A 14150-nucleotide genomic window follows, 5' to 3' on the forward strand; every position below is an offset into this window, starting at 1 on the left:
AATCGCTTGGTGGCTACTCCCCGATGGCCCGAAGTAGAAAGCGCTGACCAAAATGTCAATTAAAATCATATATTTAAATGAATTTGAGAGGCATTTGCAGACCCCTTCCAATAGATCGGCGGAGCGATAAGGCAGCGACCGCCAACGCCCCTCGGGTTTGCATCCAATGGCGGGAAGGCCCGGAAAGAATGTCGTATCCGTTTTGATCGTTCATGCACCAATGGCGGAGTCGTGCGCGTCTCGGAATGGCGCTAACATCCGATACGCCCACCTTCAGCCAGGCGGGCAATTGCGGGAGGAATATCATGTGCCAGGTTTTTGCGGGCCAGGAGCCAACGCGATACGAGTATGTGACGCGCAGGTTGCGACTGAACGGCCAGAGCACCAGCATCCGGCTTGAGCGTGCATTCTGGGCAATCATCGACGAGATTGCCGCGCGCGATGGTTCAACGACGCCGGCCTTCGTGTCCAAACTGCATTCGGAAGTTCTCGAACTGCGTGGCGAGCCGGAGAATTTCACCTCATTGCTGCGCTGCGCGTGCCTGATCGAAATGGATCGGCGCGCACCGATGCAGACAAAGGCAGCCGCGGCAGCTTAAAAACCGCAGCGTAGTAGCATTCTACTACCTGATGGGCCGTCCCTCCTTCCAGACTTCGAACATTGAATCGGAAGAAGGAGGGAAGCCAGAGTGGCTAAAGCCATACACAGCATGATCCGCGTTCTCGACGAGGCGCGGTCAGTAGCATTCTACGATCAGGCCTTCGGGCTGAAGGTGGCCGATCGTCTCGATTTCGAAAGCTTCACGCTGGTCTACATGTCGAATGACGAGACCGGGTTCGAGCTGGAACTGACCGTCAACAAGGGCCGCACCGAGCCATACGATCTGGGCGACGGCTACGGCCATCTCGCATTTTCGGTCGACGACCTGGAAGCCGAGCACAAGCGCTTGACCGATGCGGGCCTCTCGCCCCGCAAGCTGGTCGATTTTGCGCCCGCCGGCGAGGTCATCGCACGCTTCTTTTTCATTGCCGATCCGGATGGATACCAGATCGAGGTGCTGAAACGCGGCGGTCGCTACCTGTAGCGCCGCGCATTCGCCGGCTGCCGCGACGAGGAGTGGAGCCTCGGACCGTCAGCCAGAATTTTGAGGGAGGACTGACATGACTGAGACATTATCGAAAACCGGCATGACGCGGCGCGAGCTTTTGGCTCGTTCCGTGGCTGTCGGCGCGACATTCGTCGTCGGCGCAGACTTCGTCGCCGGCAACGGTGCCGCATGGGCCATGGAAACGACGGCGGTGAAGCCGGAAAGCATGGCCACATTGATTCAGATGGCACGCGACATCTACCCGCACGACCATCTCGCCGATCATTTCTACGCAACCGCCGTCAAGGGTTACGACACCGCTGACAGCTCCCAGGAAATCGAAGACGGAATTGCCGCTCTCGACGCCGCCGCGCGCGGCAAGGGCCATGCGGACTACCTGTCGATCGGCTGGGAAAGCGACCGCGTCGAAGTCCTCCAGGGCATGGAGGAGAGTGCCTTCTTCCAGAAGATCCGGGGCGGGCTCGTCACCGGTCTCTACAACCAGAAGGAAGTGTGGCCGCTCTTCGGTTACGAGGGCGAGTCCTACAGCCAGGGCGGCTACGTGTCGCGCGGCTTTGACGATATCAACTGGCTGTAGGGAGGAGGCGCACCATGGTTGCAAAATTTGATCTCAACGACGATTCCGTCGTCGTCATCGTGGGTACGGGCGCCGGCGGCGGCGTGCTCGCAAACGAACTCGCCCAGAAGGGCGTCAAGGTCGTTGCGCTGGAAGCCGGCGGACGCCACCTGCCGGAAGATTATCTCAACGACGAATGGGATGCCTTCGGCCAGCTCTCCTGGCTCGATGCGCGCACGACCAGCGGCGACTGGCGCGTCGCCAAGGACTTTTCGGGCCTCCCGGCCTGGATCGTGAAGGCAGTCGGCGGCACGACCATCCACTGGGCCGGCGCATCGCTGCGGTTCCAGTCACACGAATGGAAAGCGCTGACCAACTACGGACGCGTCGACGGGGCAAACCTGCTCGACTGGCCGATCGACGGCGATGAAATGGCGCCTTGGTACGACCAGGCGGAAGAAAAGCTCGGCGTTACCCGCACCGGCAACCGTCCCGGCCTGCCCGGCAACAACAACTACAAGGTCTTCGAAAAGGGCGCGCTCGCGCTTGGCTACAAGGAAGTCCACACCGGCAACATGGCGATCCAGACCCGTGAAGACGGCGACCGCCTGCCCTGCCAGCAGACCGGCTTCTGTTTTCAAGGCTGCAAGTGGGGCGCAAAATGGTCGGCGGCCTATACCGAAATCCCGGCCGGCGAAGCCACCGGCAATCTCGAAGTCCGCGACCGCTCGCACGTCATCAAGATCGAACATGACGATAGCGGCAAGGTCACCGGCGTGGTCTACGCCGACAAGGACGGCAACCAGCATATGCAGAAGGCGCGTCTTGTCGCAGTCGCCGGCAACACGATCGAGAGCCCGCGCCTGCTGCTGAACTCGGCCTCCAACATGTTCCCGGATGGCCTTGCAAACTCCTCCGGCCAGGTGGGTCGCAACTACATGCGCCACGTAACCGGTTCGGTCTATGCCGTCTTCGACAAGCCCGTGCGCATGTGGCGCGGCACGACCATGGCCGGTATCGTGCAGGACGAGGCACGCCACGATCCGGCGCGCGGCTTCGTTGGCGGCTACGAGCTGGAGACCTTGTCGCTCGGCCTGCCCTTCATGGCAGCCTTCCTCGATCCGGGTGGCTGGGGCCGCTCGTTCACGTCCGCGCTCGACCAGTACGAAAACATGGCCGGCATGTGGATCGTGGGCGAGGACATGCCGCAGGAAACGAACCGCATCACCCTGAACTCGGAGGTGAAGGACCAGTACGGCCTGCCGGCACCGAACGTGCATTTTACCGACCACCCGAACGACGTGGCCATGCGCGACCATGCCTACAAGCAGGGGATTGAGATGTACAAGGCGGTCGGCGCGACCCGGGCCTTCCCGACGCCGCCCTACCCGTCGACGCACAATCTCGGCACCAACCGCATGTCCGAAAACGCCCGCGATGGCGTGGTCAACAAATGGGGCCAGACCCATGACATCCCGAACCTGTTCATCTCGGACGGTTCGCAGTTCACCACGGGCGCCGCTGAAAATCCGACCTTGACGATCGTGGCGCTCGCCATCCGCCAGGCCGATCACATCGCCAAGGAGCTCAGCGCCGGCAACATCTAGATCTTCTCCTCCCGCACAAGGCCGTTCGAAAGACGGCCTTGTGCCCCTTTTTGATGCCGCTTACCGCCTGCGCGCAACCGCAACGGCTTTGACGCGTTCTTCCCGCCTGACAGTTCATATTTTGCTTAAGTGCCGCGCAGCCATGCGGAGTGCTTGAACAGGCGAGGAGCTTGCGGTGGTTCAGTCACTTTCTGCACTGAAAGAGCGGTTCATCACCCGGTTGCACAGCGACAGGACTGCTTTGAATGCCATCGCAAAAAACCCGATCGTCACGTCCGACACGCAGCGGCGCGAACTTGCGAGGCTTGCCCACGGCATCGCCGGTGCAGGTGGTTCGTTTGGCTTTGACCATCTGAGTATCCGGGCTTCGCAGATGGAAGCGACGCTCGAGGCAGACAGCTCCCCCGTGGAAAAGCGCGAGGCGCTCACGTCTCTCATCCGGGAACTCGATGCGGTGATCGCGGATATGAAAACGGGACATCCGCTCTGACAGCGACCCTGCGCTAAGTCACCTCCCCCTCTCTAGGCTCCTCGCTCAAATTGAGATCGGCGCGCCGTCCAACCGGCGGAATGCCGGGACGCGCGCTTGAGCGGTCGCGATAGATGGCGGCGCGACCGAGCATCATGAGGGTCACGGGCGTCGTGATCGTGACGAATGCAGCCAGCAGCAGTTCGTGAACAAGCGGACGCCCGCCGCCCACCAGGAAAAAGATCATCGACCCGACGGCCATGCCGCCCGTGCCCCAGCTGGTGGCGAGCGTCGGCGCGTGAATGCGGTCATAGAAGCTCTTCAGCCGCACCATGCCGATGGCGCCGATCAGTGTCAGGAGCGATCCGACGACGAGGAAGCACGAGACTAGGATCGCCGCCCAGAGCGGATATTCGACGAGATCGACCGTCATTCGATGACCTCCCCGCGCATGAGGAACTTGGCAAGCGATACTGTTGCGACGAAGCCGAGCATGCCGATGATGAGCGCCGCTTCGAAGAAGATCGCGTTGCCGGTCCGCACGCCGAAGACGAGCAGTTGCAGCATCGCGCAGACATAGAGCATGTCGAGCGCGAGGATCCGATCCTGCGCGCGCGGCCCGATGAAAAGCCGGTAGGCCACCAGCATCATCGCGACTGCGAGAATGATCTGCGAGGTCCAGACCGCGACCGTAAGAATGACGACGCTCATTCGAATATCTCCAGGAGAAGACGCTCATACCGGTTGGAGATGAGATCCAGCCAATGCGATTCATCCTTGAGGTCGAAGACGTGGATGATCAGCGTGCCTTGCGCGGCATTGTAGTCGAGCCAGGCGGTCCCCGGCGTGCTGGTAAGCACGATCGAGAGAACGGCGAGCGAAGACGGGTTCTGGAGGCGGATCGGCACCGTCATGAAGCCTGACTTGCGGTTGAGCCTTTTGCCGAACAGGATCAGCCGGGCAACGTCGTAGTTGGACCGCAGGATGTCGATGAACACCACGCGCGCTAGGGTCACGATGGAGCCGACCCGCTTGACCCGGGTGCTCCTTTCGCCAAGCGCCTTCAGCGTGAGAGCGCTGCCCGTGCTGACGATGAGGGCCAGGATCGCATGACCGGGCGTCGCGCCGGCGAGCGCAATCCACATGACGAAAAGCCCAAGCGTCATGACCGGATAAGGGAAGATCATGCTCATTCTTCGCCTCCTGCAAAAGGCGGCACGCGTTCGGCGCCGAGCACCGCATCGAGATAGCCGTTCGGAATGTGGAGATCATTAGCCGTAGCCGCCATCAGGTCCACCGCCGGACCGGCATAGACCGACAGAAGCACGATCACGACGAGAAGGAACAGCACGGGCGCCACCTCGACGATGGATACCCGCGGCATGAACGGCTCCACCGGCGCCCAGAAGGTTCGTATGCCCGCCCGCGACAAGGCGATCAGCGCCGTGAGCCCCGAGAAGATGAGCAAGGCCGCGAGCCCAAGACGCATCGTCACCGCTTCTGACATCGCCTCAGCACCCGGCCCGATGACGGAATGCAGGATGGCAAATTTGGCGAGAAACCCAGCAAGCGGCGGAAGACCGATCAGGACCATGGCGAGAATGCCGAAACCGGCGGCGAGCACTGCGGCCGCCTGCGGCATCGGCCGACCCACCTCCTCTTCCGGATCGACAAACTGGCTGTTCTCGCCAAAGGCCTCCATCGTTACCGATAGCATCGCCGACAACGGATCCTGATCCCGTTCCAGCAATTCGGCGAGCAGGAAGAGCGCACCCGTCGCGAGCGTCGAGGTCACAAGATAGTAAAGCGCGCCGGTCGTGCTCGCAGGTTCTGAGAGACCAAGCGTCGCGAGGATCGTGCCGGACGAGACCATGACGAGATAGGCCGTCGCCGTCCGAATCGATTGCGTTGCCAGAAGGCCGATCGATGCGAAGACCAATGTGGCTGCGCCACCGATGAAAATGACGAGCGATCCGAACACTTCGCCTTCCGCCGGCACCAGAAGCGAGAGCCGGATGAGCGCGTAGATTCCGACCTTGCTGAGGATCGCCATGATGGCTGCGACCGGTCCGGCTGATGCGGAATAGGCAGGCACCAGCCAGTTCCCGAGCGGCCACATCGCTGCCTTCACCAGAAAGGCGAGGCCAAGCATGGACAAGCCGACATGCAGGCCGGGTGTCGCGAAACCCTCGAGATCGGCGGCGCGCATGGAGATTTCGGCCATGTTCAAGCTGCCGGTTGCCCCGAAGACCATCGCGATACCGATGAGGAAAACGAGCGACGCGGCGAGATTGATGGCGATGTAGTGCAGCCCTGCCTTCACGCGCGCGGGTCCCGATCCGTGCAGCACGAGACCGTAAGACGCGGCCAGCATCACTTCGAAGAACACGAACAGGTTGAACAGGTCACCTGTCAGGAATGCACCATTGATGCCGACGAGCATGAACTGGAACATCGAATGGAAATGCGGACCCGCCTTGTCCCAGCGGGCTGTCGCGAAGATGAGCGCCGGGATCGCAAGCAGCGATCCGAGAACCAGCATGATGCTCGACAGGCGATCGGCGATCAGATTGATCGCGATCGGGGCCGGCCAGTTACCGAGCAGGTAGACGAGCGCCGTCGCGTCGTCCGACCAGTGCACTCTGAACAGAAGGGTGAGCCCGATCGCAAGCTGTGCAAGGACCGACAGGATCGCAAGCGATGTCTTCAGCCGGCGTTCGCGGTCGTCGAAGAACAGCAGCAACGCGCCGATGATCAGCGGCAGGATGATCGGCGCGACGATCAGATGGGGGAATTGGCCCGTCATCGCTCGCCCTCCCGGCCATCCACATGATCCGTTCCGGTCAAGCCGCGTGAGGCGATCAGCACGACGAGAAACAGCGCGGTCGTTGCAAAACTGATGACGATGGCGGTCAGGACGAGTGCCTGCGGAAGCGGATCGGTGAAGGCCGACGGATCGATGGCGTCGCCGCCAGGAAGCACGGGCGGCGCGTTCACCCGAAGACGGCCCATGCCGAAGATGAAGAGATTGACGCCGTAGGACAAAAGAGCGAGCCCCATCACGACCTGATAGGTGCGCGGCCGCAGGATGAGCCAGACGCCCGAAGCACCGAGCACGCCGATGGCGAATGCAATGATGAATTCCATCAGCTTTCTCCCCGCTCAGCGACCGCCCGCTCGGCCACTGCCCGCTCTGCGCGCGCTTTCGGTGCACGCAGCGACTGGTGGGCGATGGCGACGAGCATCAGAACGGTTGCGCCGACGACGAGGCTGAAGACGCCGAGGTCGAAGAAGAGCGCCGAGGCCGTCGGCACGCCGCCGATCAAGGGGATTTCAGTGTACTGGAAATAGGATGTCAGGAACGGGTAGCCGACGGTCAGCGAGCCAAGCCCGGTCGCCGTGGCCGCAAGCAGCCCGAAGCCGATCCACTGGACGGGCCGAATGCGCAGGCGCTCCTCCACCCAACGCGTGCCACCCGCGAGATATTGCAGAAGGAAGCCGATCGCCATCGCGACACCGGCTGCGAAGCCGCCACCCGGGAGATCGTGACCGCGCAGGAACAGGTAAGCCGCCAGCAGAGTGATGGCCGCGAACATCCAACGCATGATGACGGATGGCACGAGCAGGTAGTCGGTCAGCGTCTCGCCCACTTCACGGTCGCGTTGGATGTCGTCGAACTCGTTCTGTTCGCGCTGCTGGTACGGCAGCTCGGAATTGTCCTCCGCCGGCCGGAAACGGCGCAGCAGCGCGAACACCGTAAGCGCCACGACGGCCAGAACGACGATCTCGCCGAGCGTATCGAAGCCGCGGAAATCGACGAGGATGACGTTGACGACATTGGTGCCGCCGCCCTCGCTATAGGCATGCTGCAGGTAGTAATCGCCGACCGATGGCGGCAGCGGCGTCATCATCATGTAATAGGCGAGCAGCGCCATGCCGGCACCGGCCGTCACGGCGATGAAGAAGTCGCGCGCGCGTCGGACCCGCACCCAAAAGGCACGCCGTTCGATCTGGTCGTCGCGCTTCGGCAGCCAGCGCAATCCGAGCAGGATGAGTACGGTCGTGACGATCTCGACCAGAAGCTGCGTCACGCCAAGATCGGGTGCCGAAAGCCAGACGAAGGTGATGCAGGTAACGAGACCTGCGACGCCGAGGAAGATGAGCGCGGCGAGCCGGTGGAACTTCGCCTGATAGGCTGCGGCAACGGCACAGCCGCCGCCGACGAGCCACATCATCGCAAGGACAGGATCGACACCGGTGATGGTCAACGGCGGCGTCAGATGGCGAGAGCCCCACATCGCCCAGATCCCGGCGAGGATGGCAGCAACGACCATCAGCCGCAGCTGGGGCTGAAGCCGCCGTGTGCCGAGGCGGCGCTCGGCAACGCGCGCCCACCGCCAACTGACGGCAACCAGGATGCGCTCGAAAATACGTTGCCCCTTGAGGCGACGGAAGAGCGGCGGCCCCTCCTCGCACCGGTCGAGATAGGACTTCAGCGCCATGTAAAGAACGATGCCGCCCAATAGCGCGACGATGCTCATCACCAGCGGCAGGTTAAAGCCGTGCCAGATCGACAGGCTGTAGACGGGCGTCGCATCGCCGAGAACCGATACCACCGCCGTGTCGAGATAGGATCCGACGCTCAATCCCGGGACGATGCCGACCACCAGGCAGGCCAGCACGAGGAGCTCGATCGGCAGGCGCATCCAGCGCGGCGGCTCGTGCGGAACTTTGGGCAGGTCGGCAGCGCGAGGGCCGAAGAAGACCGTGTGGATCAACCGGACCGAATAGGTCACGGCGAAGGCTGCGGCGACGGTGGCCACATAGGGCGTGATCGTGTCGAGCACCGACGCGCGATGCTGCTCGAGCGTCTCGGCGAAGAACATCTCCTTCGACAGGAAGCCGTTGAGAAGCGGCACCCCGGCCATTGCCGCACTCGCCACCATGGCGAGCGTCGCGGTGATCGGCAGGAAACTGAACAAGCCACTTAGTCGCCGCATATCGCGGGTTCCGGCCTCATGGTCGATGATGCCGGCCGCCATGAACAGCGATGCCTTGAAGGTGGCGTGGTTGACCATGTGGAAGATGGCTGCAACGGCCGCCAGCGGGCTACCGAGACTCAAAAGCGTTGTCACCAGCCCGAGATGGCTGATCGTGGAATAAGCGAGCAGCCCCTTGAGGTCGTGCTGGAAGATCGCGAAATAAGCGCCGATCAACAGGGTGCTGAGACCCGCGAAGCCGACGATGAAGAACCATTCATCTGTTCCGGAGAGCACCGGCCAGAACCGGGTCAACAGGAAGACGCCCGCCTTCACCATTGTCGCCGAGTGGAGATAGGCCGACACCGGCGTCGGCGCCGCCATGGCATTGGGCAGCCAGAAGTGGAACGGGAACTGCGCGCTCTTGGTCAGGGCGCCGGCAAGGATGAGCAGCAATGTGGGCAGATAGAGATCGCTCGCACGGATCAGGTCACCGGACTGCAGAACCACGTCGAGATCGTAGCTGCCGACGATCTGGCCGAGCAGCACCATGCCTGCCAGCAGGCAAAGGCCGCCGGCACCGGTGATGGTGAGCGCCATGCGCGCGCCATCTCGCGCTGCCTGGTTGTGGTGCCAGTAGCCGATCAGCAGGAACGAGAAGATGCTCGTCAGTTCCCAGAAAACCGCGAGCAGGATGATGTTGCCGGAAACGACGAGCCCCTGCATAGCGCCCATGAACGCCAGCAACAGGGCGTAGAAGCGAACGACCGGATCCTTGGGCGACATGTAATAGCGCGCATAAAGGATCACGAGTGCGCCGATGCCCGTGATCAGCATGGAGAACATCCAAGCGAAGCCATCGAGCCGCAGCGAGAAGGACAGACCGAGATGCGGCACCCACTCCACCTGGTGGCGCACGACCATCCCGTCCGTCACCGATGAATAGGCGCTGATCGCGATCCCGAAACACGCAAGCGCCATGGCGCCGGCCAGCCAATTTGCCGCGCTGCGCGATTGGCTCGGTAACAACGCCGTCAGCAGGCTTCCGAGGAACGGAAGACCGACGAGCAGGATGAGCCATTCACTAGACCACATAGAGACTTACCGGGACTGACGCTTGAAGTGGGGCGACTCACGCAGCGAACAGGGAGCCTAACGATTGCGACCGTCGCTCGAAAGCGAGGGTCATTGGCTCCTGCATATACGTTTCATGTGCCGTTCGAAGAAAGAGGCCGAACCGGGTGCGTCGTCAGACGGTCGGTAAGGCTCAGACGATCGAAGGAGGGCCTCTCGCCGCCGGCTTCACGCGCGCCTGTTCGCTGCCGACAGGGGACGGGCCGATACGAACGAGTGCAGCATCGATTTCCGGCAACGCCAGCGTCACTGCTTGCACAACGGAGGACGGCGGGACATCGCCCGTCTCGGCCTCGAATGCATCGAAGCTCTCGCTGCGGGCGCGATATTCCTGCTCTTGCTTTGGGGTGCGGAATTTCTGCGTCAGATCGGCGGAGAGAGCGGCCGATAAGGAGATCGGAGCGAGCCGCTCGGCAATTTCGATGCCGTTGGACGGCTTCGACGGGAAGCAGGCATATCCGAGCAGGGCGAGGAGCAGCAGCGCATAGGCGGCAAAATCAGTCGCACGCAAGCGCCGCCCGCGTCGCTCTTCCCAATCCGCCCCAATCCTAACCACTTGCCGTCTCTCGAATCTCGCGCTTCCTGAAAACCTAATATGCTTCTTTCACAAGGACATCGTCAAATTATGGCAGCTGCGAAGAAAGGACGCGGTTGTGGAATTAAGACAAAACTCTTTTAGGTTGTGTTTAAGATTTGCTAGCGCATAGATTGCGGCATGTTGACAAAGGTGGAAAGTGGCGCGCCGGATGGGTCGGTCAAGAAATGCACGTATCGATCCCTCACGACACCGTGCCATCTCGGATCTTCACGAAGTAATCGTCGTTGCCGATCTGGCCGCCCTTCAACGTGATTTCGGTCGTGCCGCCCGTGTCGCGATGGGCGAGGCAGACGGGGGAGCCGGGGGATTGGGTAATGGGGTGGCGCAGCGTCAGGGCGAAAATGCCGAGTTGCGACAGGGCGTGGCTCGACGTGTCGCCGCCGGCGACCACGACCCGGGTAAGGTTTGTACGGGCGATAATTTCATCCAGCGCGTGTCCGAGAGCCCGGCCGACCGCGTCGTTCTCAGCGGCCTCGATCGACAGGGTGGTGTCCGGTCCGAGTGCGGTGTGCAGGATCGGGCTTTGCCCTGCCTGCAGGACGGCAAGAGCCTGGGACAACGCCGTGTCGATGACAGCGTCCACATTCAGGCCGGAAGCGATGGCGCGGTAGTCGACCTCGATCGGGACGAAGCCGGCCTGCGCAGCCGTCCGGATCTGCCGCTCGGTGGTCGGCGAGCAGCTTCCGGAGACGACCGCAATGCGCGCCTCGCGCCGCAGCGGCTCGAACGAAGGCAGTGTCGGCGGCAGCACGCCGCGGGCCCGCCACGCGGCGATCAATGCGTAGTCGACGCCGGACGACCCTATGATGAACGGGCCAAAAATCTCCTCCCCGTCGAGGATGAACTCGCCGGCCGCGCGCTGTGTCGCCAGATCATGCACGTCGATCAGCACACCGCGCGCGCGGCCGTGCCGAAGCGCAGCGACGCTCCCCGTCGTAGCCTCTCTGCCGCCGATGCGCGCGATCGGCAGATCGGTCTGGGCCGCGAGGTGAAGGACGAGGTCGGCCTCCCCCATCGGCGTCGCAGGATGACGGCTCATCACGGGATGCCGGTCGATGCGATAGACCGCGTCGCGATAGCCTGCGAAAAGGTGCCCGAAGAACGTGTAGCGGCGCAGTTGCGGCACGCCGACGACGATCGCCGCCACCTGCTGGTCGAAGACGTCGAGGCCGATTTCAAGTGCACGGCCAATGGAGCCCTGGTGCGGCGCGCTGTCGAAGGTCGAACAGACCTTGTAGTGGCAGTGCGCGGCCTGCAGCGTCTTCAACCAGATGAACGCTTCCCGCATATCCCGATCCATCCAGGATGGGCTCTGGCTGCGACTGGTGCCTGCGAGACCGACGGCTTGGCAATGTGCGAAGGCGGCAAGTTCGTCGGCGCTTGGCAGGCGCGTGAAAAGCACCGTTTCGATGCCATTGGCCGACAGCGCCTCCATGGCGTCTGTCGAGCCGGTGAAATCATCGCCGTAGAAGCTGATCAGCGGCGCGCCGCTCATCCGAAGCGGTCTCCGAAGACCTTCAGAGCGTCGGCCAGTTCCGTGTGATCCCGCGCGTATTCAGAAGCGGGAATGCCTTTCACCGCCGCTTCTGCCGCCTGACGCAGGCTCGCGACGCCACCGGCCACACCGCCCGGATGCCCCATGATGCCGCCGCCAGCGCAGTAGATGAAGCCGGTGGTACCGATCGCCTTGTAGGTCGGCTCGATCTGAACCGCGGTCTGACCCGAGGAGAACACCGGCATCGCGGCGAAGCTTGGCCGTTTGCCGCAGAACATCGGCTCGGCGACCGCGCGGGCGGAATCGATGACGCTGTCGTCGCTCTCGCTGAACTTGTTGCCGAGCCCGTTGACGTGGAGGTGGTCCGCCCCCGCGAGCCGCCAGAACTTCTGCCAGGCGCGGTAGGAAATCCCGATATCGGGCGAGCGCTGGAAAAGGCCCCAGCCATTGCGGTGACAGTGGAGCGGCAATTGCGCATGCCGCCGGATCGCGCCGAGACCCGCAAGGCCGATGGAATGGAGACTGACCATCAGGCAGGTGCCGCCTTGCGCAAGTACCAGATCTGCATTGCGTTTCATCTCGTCGACTTCGTCGGTGATGTTGAAAGCGTACATGACCTTTTTGCCGGTCTTTTCCGCATGGGCGTTGATCACGGACATCACGGCCCTCACCCGCTCGTTCAGTCGGCAGTGGGGCCCGTTCGCCTGCAGTTCGTCGTCCTTGATGAAGTCGATGCCGCCATCGCAGAGCTGTTGCACGAGGGCCGCCGTCTCATCCGGAGAAAGGCCGACGCTCGGCTTGATGATGGTACCGATCATCGGCCGGTTGGAGACATTGGCGAGCCGCTGCGTGCCTTCCACGCCGAACGCCGGCCCCGGACACGCATCGGCGAACGCGTCGGGAAACGTGACGTCGATCAGCCGGATGGCGGAAACTTCGGCGAGCTCGAACAGATTGCCGGCAACCGTCGCAAGCGTGTTGGTCAGCGACGCGCCCATATTTTCGAGCGGCCAGGACAGAACGATCCGCCCGCGCTCATAGGTTTTGCCCGGTTTCCGCACGGGCAGCGATGGTCGATCGCGCACCTCGTCGACGATGACGTCTTCGACATCGGCTCCGGCGCGACGTCTGAGATCATCGGTCTCGCCCGGCAGCCGCATGAAAGTCCCGCAGGACTGTTCGCCGGCAATGACCCGCGCGGCCCTCTCGAGCCCGACCGGGCTTTCGACCTCATATTCTGCGAACAAGCGCGTCATCGCCAAAACTCTCCCCTGACGACGACGGGAATTATCATCTCATCATACCAGTTGACAACATAATCTTTCCTTGCAATCGTCCGACGCAAATACAGGGAGGCTAACAGCATGAAAATCGCTCTCATCGGCGCTGGCGGAAAGATGGGCGTGCGCCTGTCGCGCAACCTGAAAGGGTCGCGCTATGACGTTGCCCATGTCGAAGTCAGCGAGATCGGCCAAAAGCGGCTGAAGGATGAGGTCGGCGCAGACTGCGTCGCCGTCGATGAGGCGTTGAAGGATGCGAAAGCCGTAATCCTGGCGGTTCCGGACACCGCGATCCGCAAGGTCGGCGCCGATATCGTGCCGAAGGTCGCGCCGGGAACGATCGTGATCGCACTCGATGCTGCAGCGCCGTTCGCCGGGCATTTTCCCGAGCGCGCCGACGTCACTTATTTCGTGACCCACCCCTGCCATCCGCCGATCTTCAACGACGAAACCGAGATGGCGGCCAAGCGCGACTATTTCGGCGGCATCGCCGCGCGCCAGGCAATCGTCAGCGCGTTGATGCAGGGCCCGGAAGAGCATTTCGTCATCGGCGAAGACATCGCCAAGACGATCTTCCAGCCGATTCTGCGGTCCCATCGCGTCACCGTCGAGCAGATGGCGCTGCTAGAACCCGGCCTGTCGGAAACCGTATGCGCGACCCTTCTCGTCGTGATGAAAGACGCAATGGATGAAGTGGTGCGCCGCGGCGTCGACCGCGTGGCAGCCCGCGATTTCCTGCTCGGCCACCTGAACATTCTGGCGGCCGTCGTCATGGAAGAAGTCGATGGCGTGTTTTCCGATGCTTGCAACAAGGCGATCGTGAACGGCAAGCCGCGCCTCATGCGCGACGACTGGCTCGGCGTGTTCGAAACCCACGAAATCACCGAGAGCATTCGCCGGATTACGTGAACCCATGACGGCAG

General features: G+C 62.5%; 15 protein-coding genes. 6 read left to right on the top strand and 9 right to left on the bottom strand.

Annotated elements, in window-relative coordinates:
• Positions 1 to 305 precede the first annotated feature (305 nt).
• The 5 genes from GC125_RS13990 (at position 306) to GC125_RS14010 (ending at position 3762) form a co-directional block, all read left to right on the top strand.
• Positions 306 to 599: a ribbon-helix-helix domain-containing protein gene (locus GC125_RS13990; RefSeq protein ID WP_151986201.1), complete on the top strand. Its 294-nt coding sequence runs from the start codon at positions 306 to 308 to the stop codon at positions 597 to 599.
• Positions 600 to 689: 90 nt separating this feature from the next.
• Positions 690 to 1085, top strand: coding sequence for a VOC family protein (locus tag GC125_RS13995; RefSeq protein ID WP_151986202.1), 396 nt, complete (start codon positions 690 to 692; stop codon positions 1083 to 1085).
• Between the two features lie 76 nt (positions 1086 to 1161).
• Positions 1162 to 1686, top strand: a complete 525-nt coding sequence (locus GC125_RS14000) for a Twin-arginine translocation pathway signal (protein WP_151986203.1) — start codon at positions 1162 to 1164, stop codon at positions 1684 to 1686.
• A 14-nt stretch (positions 1687 to 1700) separates the two neighbouring features.
• On the top strand, positions 1701 to 3272 hold the full coding sequence (locus tag GC125_RS14005; RefSeq protein WP_151986204.1) for a GMC family oxidoreductase: 1572 nt from the start codon (positions 1701 to 1703) through the stop codon (positions 3270 to 3272).
• Positions 3273 to 3447: 175 nt separating this feature from the next.
• Entirely contained in the window at positions 3448 to 3762 is a 315-nt protein-coding gene (locus GC125_RS14010; protein WP_151986205.1) for an Hpt domain-containing protein, read from the top strand.
• A 13-nt stretch (positions 3763 to 3775) separates the two neighbouring features.
• Here GC125_RS14010 and mnhG read toward each other — a convergent pair whose 3' ends face one another.
• The 9 genes from mnhG to GC125_RS14055 form a co-directional block, all read right to left on the bottom strand.
• Positions 3776 to 4174: a monovalent cation/H(+) antiporter subunit G gene (gene mnhG / locus GC125_RS14015; protein ID WP_151986206.1), complete on the bottom strand. Its 399-nt coding sequence runs from the start codon at positions 4172 to 4174 to the stop codon at positions 3776 to 3778.
• Positions 4171 to 4452: a K+/H+ antiporter subunit F gene (locus GC125_RS14020; RefSeq protein WP_151986207.1), complete on the bottom strand. Its 282-nt coding sequence runs from the start codon at positions 4450 to 4452 to the stop codon at positions 4171 to 4173. The genes mnhG and GC125_RS14020 overlap by 4 nt, the downstream gene beginning before the upstream one ends.
• Positions 4449 to 4934, bottom strand: coding sequence for a Na+/H+ antiporter subunit E (locus tag GC125_RS14025; RefSeq protein ID WP_151986208.1), 486 nt, complete (start codon positions 4932 to 4934; stop codon positions 4449 to 4451). Before GC125_RS14025 ends, GC125_RS14020 begins: the two co-directional genes overlap by 4 nt.
• Positions 4931 to 6547, bottom strand: a complete 1617-nt coding sequence (locus GC125_RS14030) for a monovalent cation/H+ antiporter subunit D (RefSeq protein WP_151986209.1) — start codon at positions 6545 to 6547, stop codon at positions 4931 to 4933. Before GC125_RS14030 ends, GC125_RS14025 begins: the two co-directional genes overlap by 4 nt.
• Positions 6544 to 6888, bottom strand: a complete 345-nt coding sequence (locus GC125_RS14035) for a Na+/H+ antiporter subunit C (protein ID WP_151986210.1) — start codon at positions 6886 to 6888, stop codon at positions 6544 to 6546. The genes GC125_RS14030 and GC125_RS14035 overlap by 4 nt, the downstream gene beginning before the upstream one ends.
• Entirely contained in the window at positions 6888 to 9815 is a 2928-nt protein-coding gene (locus tag GC125_RS14040) for a monovalent cation/H+ antiporter subunit A (protein WP_151986211.1), read from the bottom strand. The genes GC125_RS14035 and GC125_RS14040 overlap by 1 nt, the downstream gene beginning before the upstream one ends.
• Before the next feature lie 172 nt (positions 9816 to 9987).
• Positions 9988 to 10365: a hypothetical protein gene (locus GC125_RS14045; RefSeq protein WP_151986212.1), complete on the bottom strand. Its 378-nt coding sequence runs from the start codon at positions 10363 to 10365 to the stop codon at positions 9988 to 9990.
• Positions 10366 to 10633: 268 nt separating this feature from the next.
• The gene (locus GC125_RS14050) at positions 10634 to 11947 is read right to left on the bottom strand and encodes a four-carbon acid sugar kinase family protein (RefSeq protein ID WP_151986213.1); all 1314 of its coding nucleotides are present in this window, start codon (positions 11945 to 11947) and stop codon (positions 10634 to 10636) included.
• A complete protein-coding gene (locus GC125_RS14055) occupies positions 11944 to 13203 on the bottom strand; it encodes a ribulose-bisphosphate carboxylase large subunit family protein (protein ID WP_151986214.1) in 1260 nt (419 codons plus the stop codon). Before GC125_RS14055 ends, GC125_RS14050 begins: the two co-directional genes overlap by 4 nt.
• A gap of 108 nt (positions 13204 to 13311) precedes the next feature.
• On the opposite strand from GC125_RS14055, the gene GC125_RS14060 reads away from it, so the two are divergent.
• Positions 13312 to 14136 carry a phosphogluconate dehydrogenase C-terminal domain-containing protein gene (locus GC125_RS14060; protein WP_151986215.1) on the top strand — a complete coding sequence of 275 codons (825 nt, stop codon included), beginning with the start codon at positions 13312 to 13314 and terminating at the stop codon, positions 14134 to 14136.
• Positions 14137 to 14150: the final 14 nt, after the last annotated feature.

This window comes from Rhizobium sp. EC-SD404 (assembly GCF_902498825.1).
Lineage (GTDB): Bacteria > Pseudomonadota > Alphaproteobacteria > Rhizobiales > Rhizobiaceae > Georhizobium.